This window comes from Pseudoxanthomonas sp. 134C1 (genome assembly GCF_057773065.1).
The window spans coordinates 175,937-191,452 of sequence record NZ_JBYMTH010000001.1 but is presented as its reverse complement, the minus strand read 5'-3'; the positions used below and the strand labels follow the sequence as shown (position 1 = coordinate 191,452).

The 15,516-nt window shown below is 66.5% G+C and carries 14 protein-coding genes; 8 read left to right on the top strand and 6 right to left on the bottom strand.

Features of this window, described 5'->3' with window-relative positions:
* Nucleotides 1–22 precede the first annotated feature (22 nt).
* The 3 genes from AC3DEZ_RS00820 to AC3DEZ_RS00810 form a co-directional block, all read right to left on the bottom strand.
* Entirely contained in the window at nucleotides 23–985 is a 963-nt protein-coding gene (locus AC3DEZ_RS00820) for a hypothetical protein (protein ID WP_488386505.1), read from the bottom strand.
* Between the two features lie 404 nt (nucleotides 986–1,389).
* Nucleotides 1,390–2,109 carry an orotidine-5'-phosphate decarboxylase gene (gene pyrF, locus AC3DEZ_RS00815; protein WP_488386504.1) on the bottom strand — a complete coding sequence of 240 codons (720 nt, stop codon included), beginning with the start codon at nucleotides 2,107–2,109 and terminating at the stop codon, nucleotides 1,390–1,392.
* Entirely contained in the window at nucleotides 2,106–3,014 is a 909-nt protein-coding gene (locus tag AC3DEZ_RS00810; protein ID WP_488386503.1) for a 5'-nucleotidase, lipoprotein e(P4) family, read from the bottom strand. Before AC3DEZ_RS00810 ends, pyrF begins: the two co-directional genes overlap by 4 nt.
* 118 nt (nucleotides 3,015–3,132) lie before the next feature.
* Between AC3DEZ_RS00810 and AC3DEZ_RS00805 the strand changes: the two genes are divergently transcribed.
* Nucleotides 3,133–3,822, top strand: coding sequence for a YceH family protein (locus AC3DEZ_RS00805; RefSeq protein ID WP_488386502.1), 690 nt, complete (start codon nucleotides 3,133–3,135; stop codon nucleotides 3,820–3,822).
* A 249-nt stretch (nucleotides 3,823–4,071) separates the two neighbouring features.
* On the opposite strand, the gene AC3DEZ_RS00800 is transcribed toward AC3DEZ_RS00805, so the two are convergent.
* The 3 genes from AC3DEZ_RS00800 to AC3DEZ_RS00790 all read right to left on the bottom strand — a co-directional run bounded on the left by AC3DEZ_RS00800 (nucleotide 4,072) and on the right by AC3DEZ_RS00790 (nucleotide 7,289).
* A complete protein-coding gene (locus AC3DEZ_RS00800; RefSeq protein ID WP_488386501.1) occupies nucleotides 4,072–4,620 on the bottom strand; it encodes a DinB family protein in 549 nt (182 codons plus the stop codon).
* Entirely contained in the window at nucleotides 4,617–4,994 is a 378-nt protein-coding gene (locus AC3DEZ_RS00795) for a hypothetical protein (protein ID WP_488386500.1), read from the bottom strand. The genes AC3DEZ_RS00800 and AC3DEZ_RS00795 overlap by 4 nt, the downstream gene beginning before the upstream one ends.
* 315 nt (nucleotides 4,995–5,309) lie before the next feature.
* The gene (locus tag AC3DEZ_RS00790; protein WP_488386499.1) at nucleotides 5,310–7,289 is read right to left on the bottom strand and encodes a UvrD-helicase domain-containing protein; all 1,980 of its coding nucleotides are present in this window, start codon (nucleotides 7,287–7,289) and stop codon (nucleotides 5,310–5,312) included.
* Between the two features lie 291 nt (nucleotides 7,290–7,580).
* On the opposite strand from AC3DEZ_RS00790, the gene AC3DEZ_RS00785 reads away from it, so the two are divergent.
* From AC3DEZ_RS00785 to AC3DEZ_RS00755, 7 genes are all read left to right on the top strand, one after another.
* Nucleotides 7,581–8,147: a GspH/FimT family pseudopilin gene (locus tag AC3DEZ_RS00785; protein ID WP_488386498.1), complete on the top strand. Its 567-nt coding sequence runs from the start codon at nucleotides 7,581–7,583 to the stop codon at nucleotides 8,145–8,147.
* A 287-nt stretch (nucleotides 8,148–8,434) separates the two neighbouring features.
* Nucleotides 8,435–9,046 carry a GspH/FimT family pseudopilin gene (locus AC3DEZ_RS00780; RefSeq protein ID WP_488386497.1) on the top strand — a complete coding sequence of 204 codons (612 nt, stop codon included), beginning with the start codon at nucleotides 8,435–8,437 and terminating at the stop codon, nucleotides 9,044–9,046.
* A gap of 7 nt (nucleotides 9,047–9,053) precedes the next feature.
* Complete coding sequence (pilV, locus tag AC3DEZ_RS00775; protein WP_488386496.1) at nucleotides 9,054–9,566, top strand: type IV pilus modification protein PilV; 513 nt, start codon at nucleotides 9,054–9,056, stop codon at nucleotides 9,564–9,566.
* Nucleotides 9,482–10,606, top strand: a complete 1,125-nt coding sequence (locus AC3DEZ_RS00770; RefSeq protein ID WP_488386495.1) for a prepilin-type N-terminal cleavage/methylation domain-containing protein — start codon at nucleotides 9,482–9,484, stop codon at nucleotides 10,604–10,606. Before pilV ends, AC3DEZ_RS00770 begins: the two co-directional genes overlap by 85 nt.
* Nucleotides 10,603–11,196: a pilus assembly PilX family protein gene (locus AC3DEZ_RS00765; RefSeq protein WP_488386494.1), complete on the top strand. Its 594-nt coding sequence runs from the start codon at nucleotides 10,603–10,605 to the stop codon at nucleotides 11,194–11,196. The genes AC3DEZ_RS00770 and AC3DEZ_RS00765 overlap by 4 nt, the downstream gene beginning before the upstream one ends.
* 459 nt (nucleotides 11,197–11,655) lie before the next feature.
* Nucleotides 11,656–14,592, top strand: coding sequence for a pilus assembly protein (locus AC3DEZ_RS00760; RefSeq protein WP_488387026.1), 2,937 nt, complete (start codon nucleotides 11,656–11,658; stop codon nucleotides 14,590–14,592).
* A 113-nt stretch (nucleotides 14,593–14,705) separates the two neighbouring features.
* Nucleotides 14,706–15,503: a hypothetical protein gene (locus AC3DEZ_RS00755; RefSeq protein ID WP_488386493.1), complete on the top strand. Its 798-nt coding sequence runs from the start codon at nucleotides 14,706–14,708 to the stop codon at nucleotides 15,501–15,503.
* Nucleotides 15,504–15,516 lie beyond the last annotated feature (13 nt).

The window sequence follows — 15,516 nt, the reverse complement described above, 5'->3', positions numbered from 1 at the left end:
CCCCGGGCCCGGCCGGACCGGCTCAGGCCCGCTTGACCGCCTGCGCGGGCGGAGTCGAGGGCGAAGGCGTCTCCGGGGCGGGCGTGTCCGGCGCCGCCGCTGGCGGGGTGGACGGCGCGGTGGCGCGGGCCTTTTCGGCCGCGCGCAGGTAGTCGCTCAGGTACCAGCGTCCTTCCCGGCGCTCCAGGCTGACCTGGCTGTCGATCTCGCGGTTGCCGAGCGGATAGTGGATGCGCACGGTGGCGCGGTCGCCGTTCTGTTCGACCAGGCCGGTCCGCAGGTCCGCCAGGGTGGCCTCCAGCGGCAGTCCGTAGCGGGCGAAGCTGGCCTTGGTCTCGGCGAACACCGGCGCCAACCGGCGCAGGCTGCCGTCCATGCCGGCTTCCCTCAGGTCCGCGTCGCTGGTCAACCCGGCCTTGCGCGCGGCGGCGGTCATCCGGTTGATGGTGTTGCGCGCAAGCGCCGGATCCGCCAACGGCGCGGTCTGCGCCCACTCGCTGATCGTCTGGACCACCTGGGTGTAATGGAGCCGCTGGGTCGGGGTGTAGTCGCCTTCCTTCTTCAGGTATTGCACGCCGAACAGGCCCATCGAGCGGGCGGCCTCGCGCAGATCCCGTTCCTGGCGGGCGAACTGGCGGTTGAAGTCGCGCATCAGCGCCTGTTCCGAACCCGGCTTGGACAGCACCGCCAGCATCGGCACCAACTGCCGGCTCAACGGCAACTCGGTCAGTGGCCAGCGGCTGCGATCCTCGCGCCACGCGGTTTCCAACGCGGCATGGTCGGCCGGCGGCACCGCGGCGCGCGCAAAGCCGGCCAGATCGTCGCGCCGCAGGTGATCCACCAGCTCCCGCACGGCGGCGGCCGGTTCACTGGTCGCGCCGGCGAGTTCTTCCGGCTCGCGCCTGCAGGCCGCCAGCAACGTCGCCAGCAGCAGCAATGGCAGCAGGACGGGCAATGCGCGGCGCACGTTCGGAACGATGGGCATTCGGCAGACTTCCCCAAGTCGGGCCGCATCTTGGCCGGTCCGGCGCGATCGGGGCAAGGGACGTCCGTCCCTGTTTTCGCGCCGAGAGCAAATCCCCCGTCGCCTTCGGCGCCCGCCCCTTTTGCAAAGGAGGCCATCCATACAGTGGTCTTCCGCATGAGCCTGTTCTTGCCTCCCCCTTGACCCGCCATGCGGCGGTTGAGAAGCACTTGAGGGGGATTTGCTTTCCGCGCAATAAAAAAGGAGGCGGCGATCCCGGATGGGAACCGCCTGCCTCCTGAAGCCGGCCGAAGCCGGAGGACTATGTGTTGTGGCACATGTCCGGCCGAAGCCGGATGACGCACAGACTAGCGTCCGGCCAAACTTAAAGCAATACCTGAGTAAATGCCGTGTAAGTTAATGATTTACATGATTGATTCGGCAATTTCTTGCTGAATCGCCTCGGCCGCCGCGCGTGGATCCGCGGCCTGGCGGACCGGCCGGCCCACCACGATGGCATCCGCGCCCAGGCGGAAGGCCTCGGCGACGCCCACCGTGCGTTTCTGGTCGTCGCCTGCCGGGCCGCCCGGGCGGATGCCGGGGCAGACGATGTCGAAACCGGGGCCGGTGGCGGCGCGGATGACGCCGGCTTCCTGGCCCGAGGCAATCACGCCATCGATACCGGCTGCCTGAGCCGAAAGCGCACGTTGGACGACGATGTCGGCAGGTTCACCGTTGATGCCCATCGCTTTGAGGTCGGTGCCGTCCATCGAGGTCAGCACGGTCACCGCCAGCAGGCGCAGATCGCCACTGCGGGCGGCGGCGGCGGCTTCCATCATTCCAGCGTGCCAGCCATGGACCGTGCAGTAGCTCACCGGCCAGCGGGACAGGCCCTTGATGACCCCGGCGATGGTGGCCGGGATGTCGAAGAACTTCAGGTCGACGAAGATCTTCTTCTCGCGCCGCGCCAGTTCATCCAGCACCCGGAAGTAGTCGCCCGAGGCCAGCAGCTCCATGCCGATCTTGTAGAACTGGACCGCGTCGCCCAGCCGATCCACCCAGGCCAGCGCCTCGGCGCCGGTGGGCTCGTCGAGCGCGACGATCAGCCGCTCGCGGGGGCCGAGCTGCAGCGGCCGCGCGTTCATCGGGCCACGTCCAGCGCGGCGCGCTTGGCCTGGCTGCGGGCCTCGGCCGGCTGCGCCCAGTCATTGTTGAACAGCGCCGGTTCCCAGGAACCGTAGGTCGGGTTGGGCAGCATCCACCAGCGCTCGCCGAACCAGTCCTCGTATTCGTCGTACAGCTTCTGCCGGCCCTCGGGCGTGTTGACCTCGACCTGCACGAAGTCGCCGATCTGATCGCCGAACTGCATCAGCACCCGGTACTTCTGCCCGGCCAGGCGGCGCCGGCAGTTCTTCTCCGAACCGTTCTGCTCGCAGCCTTCCACCACCGTGCCCAGGCCCAGGAAGACGCTGTCGTCGGCGACCGGCAGGCCGACCGCGCGCAGGTTGGCCAAGGTGGCCTCCTTCAGGTGGACCGCGCGGTTGGAGATGTACAGCACGGTCACGCCCCGGGCGTTCGCGGCCTTGGCGAAATCGACCACGCCCGGCACCGGCTTGGCCTTCTTCTCGGCCACCCACTGATCCCAGCTGACTTCGTCGTATTCCTTGCCGTCCCGGATCAGCCGCGCCTGGTAGGGCGAGTTGTCCAGCACCGTCTCGTCCACGTCCATCACCACCGCCGGCTTCAGGCCGGTGGCCGCGTTGCCACGTTCGTCCGGCACCAGCGCGTCCCAGTGCTTTTCCTTCAGGGCCGCGTCCAGATGATCGGCGGCGGCGCGGTAGCTCTGCTCGGACAGCGCCTTGTACTCCACCGAGGTCTGCACCCAGGCCACCGCGTTGAGGTTGTCGTGGAAACCGGTTGCGGGCGTGGCGGCGGTTTCGGCCTTCGGCGCTTCGGCGGGAGCGGCCGGAGCCGGCGTCTCGGTGCGCTTGCACGCGGACAGGGTCAGGAGGGAGGCCAGGAGGCTGGCCATCAGCAGGGCAGGACGCATCGCGGTTCCATCGAACAGGAGTGGCGCGATTTTAGCCGAGCCCGGTTTCAGCCGCTTTTCCCGCGCTTCCGCGCGGCGGCGACGCGGGATTGCCACGCCGGGACGGTATCCTGATCGCATGAGCACCGAATCCGACTTCTCTTCCGAATCCGTTTCCTCCGAATCCGTCGCCGCGGCCCCCGTTCTCGATGCCACGGAAGCCCGCCTGCTGGGCTGCCTGATCGAGAAGGAGGCCACCACCCCGGACGTCTATCCACTGACGGTCAACGCGGCCCAGTCCGCGGCCAACCAGAAGACCGCCCGCGACCCGGTGATGAACCTGGAGCCGGGCGAAGTGAACCGCGGCCTGCGCGCGCTGGAGCAGAAGGGCCTGGCGCGGCAGGTGTTCTCCTCGCGCGCCGAACGCTACGAACACCGCACCGGCAGCCATTTCAGCCTGCCGCAGCAGCAGGTCGTGCTGCTCGGCCTGCTCCTGCTGCGTGGTCCCCAGACCATCCACGAACTGCTCGCGCGCAGCGAGCGGCTGGCGAAGTTCGCCGACGCCGAAGATCTGCGCCATCACCTGGATCGCCTCGCCCAGCGCCAACCCGCGCTGGTCGTGCAGATCCCGCGCGGTCCCGGCCAGCGCGAGGACCGTTACATGCACCTGCTGTCCGGCCCGGTGGACGTCGCCGCCATCGCCGCGCGTGGACCGACGGCCACGGCATCCGGCGCATCGGATCTGGAAGCGCGGGTGCAGACGCTGGAAGCGGACGTCGCCGCCTTGCAGGAACAGATCGCGCAGCTGCTCGCGCAGCGGGAAGCGTAAATCCCCCTCAAGTGCTTCTCAACCGCCGCATGGCGGGTCATCCCCCATTGACCAGCCATTCGGCTGTTGAGAAGCGTTGCAAAGGGGGAGGCAACAGCGGGTTCATGCGGAAGATAGCCGTATGGATAGCCCCCTTGACCCGCCATGCGGCTGTTGAAGAGCGCTTGCTCTTGGCGAAGAAAAAAACTCAGGCGTTTCTCAACCACCGGATGGCGGGCCATCCCTCCTTCGTCTTTCGCGCCGGCACCACTAATCCGCAACCGACAGATCCGGTACCCGCGCGAACAGGTCCGTCACCCCGACATCCACCCCCATCTGCGCGAACAGCGTCGTGATCTGCCCGCGATGATGGGTCTGGTGGTTGAAGAAATGCAGCAGCGTGCCGTCCAGCGGACGGCGGAACGGATCCCCGCGCAGATTCAGATATTCCAGCGGCACCGCCAGCGTCGTCGCATCCAGCGTATCCACCCAGGCGACGATGATCCCGTCCAGCCATTCCCGCCGCGCGCGCAGCGTCGGCAGATCCGCGCAGGGCCGGGCGTCCAGCGCGCGCGGTGTTTCCAGCGCGTCCATCGGCGCAAGCGCTTCCGGGCTGGAAGCATGCTGGCGAAAACGCTTCAGCCAGATCGTGTCGGCCACGATCAGATGGCTGAGCGTGCCGAAAATCGAGCCGAAGAACGCCCCGCGATCGGCGAACAGTTCGGTTTCCGGCAGGTCGCCCGCCAGCGCATACAGCCGCTCGTTCATCCAGCGGTTGTAGCCGGCCAACAGCCTGAATGCGCTCGCGGGTTCACTCATTGCGGGCGCCGGCTGCTGCGCAGCAGCAGCAGACTGCCGATGACGGCGCCGATCAGGGACGCGCCCAGGCCGAGCAGGGTCGCGATCCACAGTTCCCGGAGCCACGGCACCATCGCCGCATCGCCCGCCAGCAGATGGCGCAGCACCACCGCCGTCGGCACCGCCAGCGCCGCCCACAGCCACACACGCAGGAAGCGTCCGGTCCCGAAGGCGCGCAACAACATCGCCACCACCGCCACGGCGGCCAGACCAGGCGTGTACAGCGCGGCCGGCAGCACCGCCTGATCGGCGGGCAACTGCCAATACTTGAAGCCGATGCCAATCAGCGCGATGGCGAAACCGATCGGCAACCAGACGGGACTGGAGCGGGTCATGGCGACACCTTCGAAGAGCCTGCGAGCAGCCTAGCGAGACGGGTGGGGCGGCGTCCACCTCGTGTCCTGCGATGCGCCAAAAAGCAGATCCCCCTCAACTGCTTCTCAACCGCCGCATGGCGGGTCGTCCCCCTTTTGCAAAGGAGGAAGTAAAACGGAAACAGGTCCGATGGGAGAGCCCCGCTACCGACAGCCCTCTTTCTCAAAGGGGGCTGTCGGTAGCGGGTGACGGGGGATTTGCTTCTGGCGCCGAACCTCAATCCCCCTCAAGCGCTTGTCACCTACCGAATGGCGGGCACAAGCGACCGCAAGCAGCTACCCGTCCAGCAACGCCTGAATCGCCGCCAGCCCCGCGCTCGCGCGCTCCTTCTTGCGCTCCGCGTCCGCCACCGGATCCGCGCCGTCGCGCTGCAGCTCGGCGGCGGGCAGTTCGTCCAGGAAGCGGCTCGGCATCAGCCGGATGCGTTCGCCGAAGCGGCGGGTCTCGCGGCTGTGGCTCAGCCACAGCGCCTGCTTGGCGCGGGTGATGCCCACGTACATCAGGCGGCGTTCCTCGGCCAGGTTGCCTTCTTCCACGCTGATCTCGTGCGGCAGGGTGCCGTCTTCGCAGCCGACGATGAAGACGTAGCGGAACTCCAGGCCCTTGGCCGCGTGCAGGCTCATCAGGCGCACCTGGTTGCCGCCGTCGTCCTTGTCGTTGCGCGACAGCAGCGCCAGCTGCGCCGCCAGATCGCCGACGTTGCCGCCGCGCGGCCCGCCGTCGAACCAGTCCGCCAGTTCATCCAGATTGGCGCGCCGGCGTTCGAAGCCGGCCTGATCCTTGGTCTGCGCGCGCAAATCGGCCAGCAGGCCGGAGCGTTCGACCAGCCGCAACAGCAGATCCTTGGCCGACAGTGTCTTGGTGTGATCGCGCAGATCCCGGATCACGTCGTTGAACGCGCTCAGGCCGTTGGCCGCGCGCGCCGGCAGCGCTTTGAGCACCGTCATCGACTCGGCCGCGCGCGACATCGGCATGCTGCCCTGCTGCGCCATTTCCGCCAGTCTGGCCAGCGAGGTGGTGCCCACTTCGCGCTTGGGCGACTGCACCGCGCGCAGGAACGCCGTGTCGTCATCGGGATTGGCGACCAGCCGCAGCCACGACAGCGCGTCCTTCACTTCCTGGCGTTCCAGGAACGCGGTGCCGCCGGTCAGGTGGTAGGGCACGCGCAGCAATTGCAGCGCCTTTTCCAGCACGCGCGACTGGTGGTTGCCGCGGAACAGGATGCAGAAGTCGCTCCACGGCGCCTCGCGGGCCGTGTGCAGGAAGGCAATCTCCGCGGCGACCTTCTCCGCCTCGTGCTCGCTGTCGCGGCACTCCCACACCCGGATGCGATCGCCATCGGGCTGATCGCTCCACAGCTTCTTCAGGTGTTCGTGCGGATTGTTGGCGATCAGCGTGTTGGCCGCGCGCAGCACCCGGTTGGAGCAGCGGTAGTTCTGCTCCAACTTGATGATCTCCAGCTTCGGATAGTCCCTGCCCATCTCCAGCAGGTTGTCCGGATTGGCGCCGCGCCAGGCGTAGATGCTCTGGTCGTCGTCGCCCACGCAGGTGAAATCGCCGCGCGGGCCCGCTAACTGCTTCAGCAGGCGGTACTGGGCGTCGTTGGTGTCCTGGCACTCGTCCACCAGCAGGTAGCCGATGCGCTCGCGCCAGGCCTTGGCGATGTCCTCGTTGCCTTCCAGGATCTGCACCGGCAGGCGAATCAGATCGTCGAAGTCCACCGCGTTGAAGGTCGACAGCCGCGCCTGGTAGCGCGCATACAGGCTGGCCGCCTCCTGTTCGCGCGCGCTGCGCGCGGCCGCCATCGCTTCTTCGGGCGAGAGACCGGCGTTCTTGGCGCGCGAGATCAGGTTCTTGGCCGCGTCGATGGCGTCGGGCTTGGCGCCGGTCATCAGATCCTTGATCTGGGCGGCGGCATCGTCGGCGTCGAAAATCGAGAAGCCGCGTTTCAGGCCCGCCGCCGTGTGCTCGATCTGCAGGAACTTCAGCCCCAGCGCATGAAACGTACACACGGTCAGGCCGTCGGTCACATCGCTCTTCAGCCGTTTGCCCAGGCGCTCGCGCATTTCCTTGGCGGACTTGTTGGTGAAGGTGATCGCGGCGATGCGCTTGGCCGGCATCCGGCCCGACGTGATCAGATGCGCGATCTTCTCGATGATCACGCGCGTCTTGCCGCTGCCGGCGCCGGCGAGCACCAGCAGCGGTCCGTGCACGTGCTGGACCGCGGCGCGTTGGGGAGGATTGAGGCCTTGCATGGGGGCGCTATTGTAGGGCCAAGCCCGCCCCGCATCGGCGCTCCGGGGCGCTGGAAGCAGAAATTTTCACATTGACATCCGGCCTCGCATCGGCGGGGTGGCGGCCGTCCATATCGCGCCCGCGCCGTTGTCGCGTACCTGACCGTCATCCCGGTTCGTGTGGCTTTCGGACGATTCCGATGGGGTGCTGCCGGCCAGCGTGGTCTCCTTCCAATTGTCACGTGACGCACCCTTTTCCCCATCCGGGGCCCGCGTCGTGTCGGCACTAATCGATACCAACGGAGTCAGCAGATGCACCGGCCCACACGGCATGGCGCACGCAAGTGCGTGGGAGGCTTCAGCCTCGTCGAACTGATGGCAGCCACCGCGTTGCTCGCCATCCTGAGCGCGATGGCGTTGCCATCGTTTGAACACCTGGTCAACGCAAACCGGCTGGCGAACGCCAGCAACGAGATACTCGCGTTTCTCAACGCGGCGCGCCTGGAAGCGGTCACCCGGAACACGCAGGTGGATCTCTGCCCCAGCGCCGATGGCGAGAACTGTTCGGATGACGCCTCTTTCCAGGGCCACTGGATGGCCTACAGGCGCGGCAACGACGAAAACGGGATGGTGGCCACCACCCGGCTGAACACCCCTGTCGCCCTGAAACTCAACCGGGCCGCCGTGGCGTGGAGGGGATACGGTCCCGATGGACGCATGCGCGCCGGCGAGCAGTTCCCGACCGCGGGCCACGTGCGCCTGTGTATCCCGACCACGCGTCCGCACGACAACATCCGTGAGGTGACGATCCGCGCCAGCGGCCGGGTCGAAGTGATCGCTTCCAGCGGCAACGGCCAGTGCCCGGAACCGACCGACTGACAGGACGGGGACCGAAGGGAGCGGTGCGCGGATCCCGCGGCCATGCCTGATCGCGAGGATCGCGCGCCCACTTCCTTCAACGCGGACGGGGGAGGAACGGCCTCGCGGCGGCCTGATCCGCCGCGTGTATCGTCCCCGCGTTTGAGAGTCTTTCGGAATCTTCCGATGGTTATTGCGCCCTGTTCACGTTTCCATTTTCGGTCCGCGGGTCTTGCCGCGAAGGTGGGAAGCGCGGCATCCGGATCAGGAGTGGCCGTTCTCCGCGAATCGCTGCACGGGAGATTGCAATGAGTTGGAAAGGGGATGTCGGGGCGTGGCCCGGCGCGACACGCAACGCGGCAGGTTTCACCTTGATCGAACTGGTGGTGACGGTGGCCGTGCTGTCGGTCCTGCTCGCGATCTCGTTCCCGTCCTTCGAAACCATGATCAACCAGAACCGCCTGACCACGGCCAGCGATCAGGTGATCGCCACCCTGCAGGACGCGCGTAGCGAGGCCATCCGCCAGAACCGGCGGGTGATGATCTGCGATTCCAGCGACGGCAACCAATGCCAATGTTGCCAGCGCAAATGGAACGGCCTGCTGCTTGCGCGGCCTGAGGGTGACAACGGCAGCCAGCCCCTGGCCTTCACCCAGCTGAAATCCGCCGTGGAGTTCATCCCCGGCGCCGCTTTCAACAGCCGCGGTTGGCAGGAAATGGTCGCCTATGGCGCGGATGGCCGGCCCGCGCGCGGAACATCGCCGCTGCTGTCGAACCCACTCACGCTGCGGGTCTGCATTCCCACCACCCGGCCCGCCAACAACATCCGCGACGTGATGCTGCATCCCAGCGGGCGGGTGGAAGTGACGGTCGCCAGTGGCGGCGGCGGCTGTCCGCTCCCCGACACGGCCCCGAACTGAGATGCGCATGATCGTCCATCAACGAAACAACACGCTGATCCGGCAATCCACCCGCCGCCATGCCGCGGGCGTGGGCCTGCTTGAAGTGCTGGTGGCGGTGCTGGTGCTCGGCGTCGGTGTGCTCGGTGTGGCCGCCACCCAGAGCGTGGCGCTGAAGGCCAACCAGGTATCGACGATGCGATCCCAGGCGATCATCGAGAGCTACGGGATGCTGGATGCGATCCGCGCGGCGATGCCGCCGGAGTCTCTGGTGTCCCCCGCCGTCCTGGCCAAGTTCCTGGCCGACTATCAGTTGAAGCGCACCTGCGATGCTCCCAAGGTCGACAAGGACGACACCCTGGCCAAGAGCGACATGCGCGGATGGGTGAAAGGGCTGCGGGACGATCTGGGGGAAGGTACCTGCGGCAGCATCGTCTGCGATACCGACAGCGGCGAGTGTGCGATCACGGTCGAGTGGGACGAATCACGTCTGCCGGGCGGCAAATCCGGCAATACCCTCACCATCAAGAGCCGCCCGTGAGCGCCCAGCGCCCATTCCCGCGCCAAACGCGGATCCCTCCGCGTCGGCAAATCCGCGCCCCGCGCCGATCGGCAAAGGGCCTGTCCCTGCTCGAACTGATGGTGGCCCTGGTGGTGGGGTTGCTGGTGGTACTGGCCGCCATCGGCCTGTTCACCAGCAATCGCGCCGTCTACGACAGCACCGAGGCGCTGGCACGGATCCAGGAGAACGCCCGCGCCGGTTTCGAACTGATGGCGCGTGACATCCGCGCCGCGGACGGCACCGTGTGCCGGAGCCCCGTGTATCAGAACACCGCCGCCGCCGAATCAAACCCGGAGAAGATGCCGCTCGTCCGCTGGCTGAGCAAGGGAAACAGGCACTGGGGCGTGTTGGGCGACTGGGGGGATGGCCTGCAGGGCTGGAGCGAAGCAAGCGGAGATGTCATCGAACTGCGCTCAGCCACGTCGGGTGCGGTGCCCATCGTGAAGCACGAGCCGAGCGAGCTGATCTTTGCCGGCCAGCCCCGCTTCAAGGACACGGACGAGCTGCTGGCCTGCGACAGCAACACCGGCTACCTGCTGACGGCGATTGGAGTAAAGGGAAATTCGATTGCCTATCTGATGCCGACATGCGAGGGGCAACCGGGAGGAGGGGGAGGCCTGATCGGAGGAGAAATCGGGGTGGAAGATGAGCAGGTATGTGACGAGCGGAAACCTCTCATCGAACCCGCCCGTCGCCCGGCTTTCCTGGCACCGGTCACGGCCGTCCGCTGGGAGGTGGACAAGAACCCGCGCGGTGGCCGGTCGTTGTATCGCCTGGCGCCGGGCGCCTATGGGGACGACAAGGCGGAAGTCATCGACGGGGTGCGGTCGCTGAAGCTCCACTACCTGCTGCCCGGCAAGACCGGATACGTCACCGCCAAGCAAGTCGGTGATGACTGGAAACAGGTACGCGCGGTGCGCATCGCGCTGGAACTGGAGGCTTCGCCGGGCGGAGGCACCGGCAACGAGATAGGTCGTCGCATCGTGCATGTCGTCAGCCTGCGGAACCGCAATCCATGAACCCACCCCGCTTCCCGCCGCCGGACGCGCGCGCCGCTCGCCGCAGCCAACAGGGCAACGTTCTGCTGATCGTGTTGGTGCTGCTGCTGGTGATGACCCTGCTGGCGCTGGCCAGCCTGCGCATCGGCAGCCTGGAAGAGCGCATGACCGCCAACCTGTTCGATCGTGGCCTGGCCTTCCAGGCCACCGAGGCGGCGCTGCGGGAAGGCGAGCGGCGGGTGGTGGCGCTGGCCGCCGCTCCCGTGGCAGGCAGCGCCTGCGCCTCGGGCGTCTGCGGCAAATCGAAGGACGTGCTGACCGACGCGAAGATCGACGAACTGTTCAAGGCGCATGCGCTTGCGGCCACGCCGCTGACGAACAACACGCTGGCCGTACCCAAGGCGAACAACGTCCGCTATCTGGTCATGCATCGAGGCAGCGCCGAGCTCACCTTTGGATGCTCGCGCATTCTGGGAGCCGATGGCCGGCCCAAGGATCCGCTGTGCCTGGTCGAGGTCTACAGCATCGAAGCGCGCTACCAGGCCGATGACCGCGCCAGCGTGGCGCTGCGCTCGGTCGTGCATGTGCCCCCGTCATCCGTCGGACCTTAGCGGAGATTCCCCATGATGAGCCCAGATTCCCAACGCACACTTCGCCGGTGTGATTCCCGGCGGTGGGTCGGACTTCTTGCTTTCCTGACCGTGCTGACCGGTGCGACCGCGCAGGCGGGGGTTAATGACGTATCGATCCCGGCTGTCCCGTTGCAGGCGGGTCCGCGTCCGCTACCCAACCTCATGTTCATCCTCGATGTCAGCGGATGGATGTGGCGGGATGAAGTGCTGAATCCGGATTTCCCTCGCGCACCAGGCTATCCGAATACGCCGGCCACCATCCGCACGGGCGAGGACGCCTGGGGACAGCGAATCTGGATAAGCGACAGCAACCTGCAGAACCTCAACCTGCTGGCCTATTCCCCACGCATCACCTACCAGCCGTGGAAGCTGGCCGACGGCACGCTGGCGCCCGCCGCGGATCCGCGCGCGACCTACCACCATGCCGCCTTGACCGTCGTGCATCCGAACAAGCCCGGTGGGTCGCCGGTGCGTGCCGGTGGCGTGGGCGTCGTCAATCTCCAGGCCGGAACAGGAAGAGCGTTCCATGTGCCCCGGCTGGGATTGGCCAGCTGGCAGTGGCTCAATCCGGAGAACTACACGCTGTACAAGCTCGTGGGCCCGGATGAGGCGTATCGCTGCATCGTGGCCCAGAAGGACGCTCGCGGCTATTGGAACCGCGAGCCGCTGTGCACGCGGGTTTCCTCCTTCACATGGGATACGCCCGATAACGGAACCGTGGTGCGTACGCTGGCACAGGAATGGCAGAACTATGCCAACTGGTATGCCTATCACCGCACCCGCATCAAGGTGCTCAAGGCCGGTGCCAGCCATGCCTTCAGCATGGCGGATCCGGATTTCCGCGCGGGTTTCTGGAACACGAGTCTGCGCTATCCCTCCTGGGCGATCCCGGTCCGGAACGCGGAGGGCCGCTTCGAGGATGACCCAAACGCGGGTGTCTACAACCGCACACGCTGGTTCCAGCAGCTTTACCACACGGATATTTCAGCCGGCGACGCCCAGCTCCACAGAACATTGCATATGGTCGGGCGCCAGTACTTCGCCAGCGAAGACGAGGACGGACCGTGGGCGCCGCTTCCTGGCAACGGCATTGCGCAGAACCATATCGCCTGTCGGCGCAATTTGGCGGTGCTGGCGACCGACGGCCAGTGGTCCGACCGGAGCGGATACGCTTCGGTGGGGAACGCCGATGGAAGCGCGGGTTCACCCTTCCAGGATGGCTATGCCGAGACCTTGGCGGACGTGGCGTATGACCTGTGGAAGAAGGACCTGCGTCCGGATCTGGCCGACGTCGTGCCAACGTCGGTCGGCAATACGGCCACATGGCAGCATCTGTCCACCTACGCTATCTCTGTCGCCCCACGGGGAACGTTGCGCGCGACGGACGTCGGCGAGGTTGGCTGGCCCGACCCGGATATCTACTTTCCGCCCAACGTCAACCTGCTGCCTGAAAAGGTCGACGACCTCCGGCATGCCACGATCAATGGAGGAGGGCGGTTCGCGGGCGCCACCCAGGTGGACGAATTTGTCGAGGCCCTGGGGGAAGTGCTGACGGACAACTCCACGGCGGATGGATCCGGCACCAGTCTGATCGTCGACGATCCCGCGGTGAAGGGCCAACGCCTCGGCTACATCGCATCCTTCAGATCCGGAGAATGGCGTGGGGACGTCAAGGCGTATCCAATGGGGACGGAAGGACCGGGAGCGCGATGGGTATGGAGCGCCGACAAGGGCATTCCCACCGACCCGGCCAAGCGGACGATCCTGACCTTGGGGGCGCCGGGCATGAGCCTGCCCGCCGCGTTCCCGACGTCTGCCCAGCAGGCACTTCTGTCCAGCCAGGTCGCGTCCTATCTGAGGGGTGACCGCAGCGGCGAAGGCAGGCAGTTTCGTGCCAGGGCCAGTTTGTTCGGTGACGTGATCAATTCTTCGCCGGTCCATCTTGATGCAGCAGGCGCCCCGACGATTTTCGTCGGCGCCAACGATGGCATGTTGCACGCCATCGATGCGCGCACGGGCAAGGAGCGGTTCGCCTACGTGCCCGCGCTGTTGGACATGACGGTACTCAAGCAGTACAGCCGGTTGCGGGGGTTCAAACATCACTATTTCGTGGATGGGCCCCTGGCGCTGTCCAGTCGCCAGCAGACCTCTGGAAAGAATCTGCTGGTGGGCACCCTGGGTCGGGGTGGTCCGGGCGTGTTCGGTCTGGACGTGACCAGTCCGGCATCCTTCGCCACGACCGGACGGGCATGGGAATACGCCGGTGATGACGACATGGGCATGGTCCTGGGCCAGCCGCAGTTCGCCCGTCTTTCCGCCGGTACCGGCGCCAGCGTGATCGTTCCCAACGGCATCAACAGCCGCAGCGGCAAGGCCGCGTTGTACGTGCTTGACGCGGAGACTGGAAAGCCAGTGGGCAAGATCACGGCCGGCGAGGAAACCGGCAACGGCCTGTCCACACCCACCCTGCTGGACACCGATGGCGACAGCAACGTCGACACCGCCTATGCCGGCGACCTGCGCGGCAATGTGTGGCGATTCGATTTGCGCGCTTCCAGCCCGAGCGGTTGGAAGGCCGAACGCGTGTTCACCGCAACGACCGCCGATGGAAGGCGACAACCCATCACCGGCGGCATCGGCGTGGCCTACCACCCGAGGACGCTCCGTCCCTGGGTTTTCTTTGGAACGGGACGCTACCTGAGCGGGGACGATCCGTTCGACCACACCCTGCAAAGCTGGTATGGCGTGGAAGACAGTGGAAAAGCGGCACGTCGCGATGAACTGAAGTACCGGCAGGCGATTCCCGCCTACGTCAGCGGCATGGACGTGGAAGGCCGGGAAGGCGTGCGGGTGTTTGAATCCGCGCGCCCCGGAGACATGAAGGGAAAGCGCGGTTGGGTGTTGGATCTGAAGAAGGCGAGGCCGATATCCGAGAACATCGTCGGAGGATCTCCCGAGGGGGAGCGGATGATTGGTGATCAGCTGGTGGTGACGGGCAATGTGCTGGTCGCGACCAGCCTCGTTCCTGATACCCGGACGTGCGGCGCTGGCAAGGGACTCCTCAACCTGGTGGAGGCCTTCACCGGTGGTGCGGTGCCACGACATTTCCTGGACTTCAACCGGGATGGCAACTTCGATGGCGGAGATGGATTGTTGCTGCCAGGCAATCAGTCCGGTGCACTGGGTTCAGTCGAACTTGGCGTGGGCATGCTCACCGACCCTTCCATCGTGTTGGGAAAACTGACGGAGACGGGGACCACGGAAAGCCTGCCGATGCTGTGCGCCAATGGTGCGAAAGGAAAGGCCGGTTGCCTGAAATTCTCCTGGGGGAGTGGTTTCGGACGTGTGTCGTGGCAGGAGATCACCACCCAGTAGGTGGGCGACACCCCCGGGGATGCGACGGCCCTGGACCCTGCCATCAGTTCAGGGGACAGGAGAGCGGGGAAGCGCCTAGGATGGCGGCTGTCGATTTTGGAGATGCAATGGAAATGTTGCGGAAAACTCTTTGCCTGCTGGCCATGATGCCGATGGCGGCCGCCATGGCGGCCGACAAGAAACCCGCGCCGCCGCCGGATCCCACCTCCGATCCGCTGATGATCACGGCCGGCTTCCTGACCCATCACCCGGACATGAAGTACCGGCTGCTGGGCATGGAGGCGTTCAAGGCGAAGAAATACGACGATGCGATGCGCTTCTTCCGACGTGCCAGCTTCTACGCCGACAAGCCTTCGCAGGGCATGGTCGCGGAGATGCTGTGGAACGGTCAGGGCTCGCCCCAGGACAAGGTGCTGGCCTACGCCTGGATGGATCTGGCGGCCGAGCGCGGCTACGCCGGCTTCCTCGGCCTGCGCGAGCGTTACTGGAGCGCGTTGAACGAAGCCGATCGCGCGCGCGCGATCGAGGAAGGGCAGGCCATCTACGCCCGCTTCGGCGACGCCGCCGCCAAGCCGCGCTACGAGACCCAGCTGCGTCGCGGCAGGATGCAGCAGACCGGCAGCCGCACCGGCTTCACCGGCAACGTGCAGATCATCGTTCCCGGCCCCGGTGGCGAGCAGACCATCGACGGCAGCAAGTTCTACGACTCGCGCTACTGGGACGCCAAGAAGTACTGGGCCTACACCGACCAGGTCTGGGCCAAGCCCCGCATCGGCCGGGTCTCGGTGGGCGAGGTGGAGCAGGTCGACGAAAACCTGCCTGCCCCCAGCTCGCGGGTGCCGGAAACCGCGCCGCAGGTCGACGCCCCGGAACCGGACGTGCCCGAGGAGCCCGCGCCCGTCAATCCCTGACGGGCCGGCCATG

What these genes read in the sequence shown, in the direction of transcription:
- AC3DEZ_RS00820 (WP_488386505.1), bottom strand. Translation starts at nt 985, where the DNA reads ATGCCCATCGTTCCGAACGTGCGCCGCGCATTGCCCGTCCTGCTGCCA.
- pyrF (WP_488386504.1), bottom strand. Translation starts at nt 2,109, where the DNA reads ATGAACGCGCGGCCGCTGCAGCTCGGCCCCCGCGAGCGGCTGATCGTC.
- AC3DEZ_RS00810 (WP_488386503.1), bottom strand. Translation starts at nt 3,014, where the DNA reads ATGCGTCCTGCCCTGCTGATGGCCAGCCTCCTGGCCTCCCTCCTGACC.
- AC3DEZ_RS00805 (WP_488386502.1), top strand. Translation starts at nt 3,133, where the DNA reads ATGAGCACCGAATCCGACTTCTCTTCCGAATCCGTTTCCTCCGAATCC.
- AC3DEZ_RS00800 (WP_488386501.1), bottom strand. Translation starts at nt 4,620, where the DNA reads ATGAGTGAACCCGCGAGCGCATTCAGGCTGTTGGCCGGCTACAACCGC.
- AC3DEZ_RS00795 (WP_488386500.1), bottom strand. Translation starts at nt 4,994, where the DNA reads ATGACCCGCTCCAGTCCCGTCTGGTTGCCGATCGGTTTCGCCATCGCG.
- AC3DEZ_RS00790 (WP_488386499.1), bottom strand. Translation starts at nt 7,289, where the DNA reads ATGCAAGGCCTCAATCCTCCCCAACGCGCCGCGGTCCAGCACGTGCAC.
- AC3DEZ_RS00785 (WP_488386498.1), top strand. Translation starts at nt 7,581, where the DNA reads ATGCACCGGCCCACACGGCATGGCGCACGCAAGTGCGTGGGAGGCTTC.
- AC3DEZ_RS00780 (WP_488386497.1), top strand. Translation starts at nt 8,435, where the DNA reads ATGAGTTGGAAAGGGGATGTCGGGGCGTGGCCCGGCGCGACACGCAAC.
- pilV (WP_488386496.1), top strand. Translation starts at nt 9,054, where the DNA reads ATGATCGTCCATCAACGAAACAACACGCTGATCCGGCAATCCACCCGC.
- AC3DEZ_RS00765 (WP_488386494.1), top strand. Translation starts at nt 10,603, where the DNA reads ATGAACCCACCCCGCTTCCCGCCGCCGGACGCGCGCGCCGCTCGCCGC.
- AC3DEZ_RS00755 (WP_488386493.1), top strand. Translation starts at nt 14,706, where the DNA reads ATGTTGCGGAAAACTCTTTGCCTGCTGGCCATGATGCCGATGGCGGCC.